This is a genomic window from Micromonospora sp. M51, from assembly GCF_018070305.1.
GTDB lineage: Bacteria > Actinomycetota > Actinomycetes > Mycobacteriales > Micromonosporaceae > Micromonospora > Micromonospora parva.
Genome location: NZ_JAGPXZ010001147.1, coordinates 1 through 1303, shown reverse-complemented (window position 1 = coordinate 1303; position 1303 = coordinate 1). Strand labels below are relative to the sequence as shown.

General features: G+C 73.5%; 1 protein-coding gene and 1 pseudogene. One reads left to right on the top strand and one right to left on the bottom strand.

Translation table 11 applies throughout. From position 1 onward, the window contains the following. On the bottom strand, positions 1-225 hold a 225-nt coding region (locus KBX53_RS33215), incomplete at its 3' end, for a hypothetical protein (protein WP_210863815.1). A gap of 238 nt (positions 226-463) precedes the next feature. On the opposite strand from KBX53_RS33215, the pseudogene KBX53_RS33210 reads away from it, so the two are divergent. Continuing rightward, positions 464-1303, top strand: a pseudogene (locus tag KBX53_RS33210) (S1 family peptidase); the annotation flags it as partial.

Sequence of the window (1303 nt, the reverse complement as noted above, 5' to 3'; positions counted from 1 at the left end):
GTACTCCCCGATGATCCCGCGTGACCAGCCGGTCTTCGCTGCCAGCTGCCGGTACGTCAGCAGCGTCTCGCCCTGCTGCCGCGCCTCGCGCCGACGCAGCTGGCGCAGCACCCCGGCCAACTCCGGCAGGGTCTGCGCCTCGGCGGCGGCCCGGGCCAGCTCGAACGCCAGCGGCGACCCATGTGACGTGTGATGAGCACCGGAAGGTACCCACTGGTCAGACATGCGGCCCCCACCCCCGGTCGTCCGGCCCCCCGGACACGCACGGGCAGGGTAATTCCGCCCACTCGCCGATCGATAGACAGTTGCCAATCTATGACAGTTCCACTGCGGACCGTCACCGGCCGGCGCCGTCCAGCGGTGTCCAGTCCCGTCCAGGATCCGCCCCGCGACGCGGGCGCCGGTGCCACCGTCCTGGTGCGGGCACGGCCCGCTCCACGACCCCTGGGGGAAGAGGTACCCGATGATCCGTCCACACCCGACCACCCGACGCCCGGTGGCGCTGCTGCGTCGCGTCGCCGTCGCCGCGATCGGTCTCACGCTGCTCGCCGCGGGCCTGACCACCATTCCGGCCGCCGCCGCACCGGGCGGCAAGGCCACCACCGCCGGATCCTTCGTCGACAGCACACCGGTGCCCGGTGGCTTCGCCTCCTGGTCAGAGCTGCTCCGGCTGCAGCAGCGCATGAACACCGCCGCCGAGCGGATCACGAAGGTGGCCGAACGCAGCCCGAACTCCGGCTTCGCCGGCATCGTCGCCGACCCCACCACCCGCCACCTCCAGGTCTACTGGAAGGGTGAGCCGCCGGCGAGCCTGGTGGCCACCGCCCGGGCCACCGTCGCCACCCAGGTGCTGCCCGCCGCGTACTCGCAGCGGGAACTGCTTGCCGCAGCCGATCGGCTGCGGGCCAAGGCCGGAAACGAGATCACCACGGTCGGGCCGCGCGCCGACGGGGCCGGCCTGCTCGTCGGCACGCAGGACGGGCTGCTCGGCGCGACGGCCATGGCCGGCGTGCCGGTGACCGTGCAGAGCGGGGTCGCCGCCGCGCCCGCGACGCGGTGGGACGACAGCGCGCCGTGGTGGGGTGGTGCCGCCTGGCGCAACGCCACCACCGGCGGTGGCTGCTCGACCGGCTTCGGGGTCTTCAAGAACGGGAACGCGCGGATCCTCTCCGCCGCGCACTGCGGCAACCTCAACAACGTCGCGACCGACCCGACCGGCCAGTCGATGGGCACCGTCAGCACCCGCAACGCCGGCACCGACACCCTGCTGTTGTCGGCCGGCGCCGGCGGCCGGGTCTTCAAC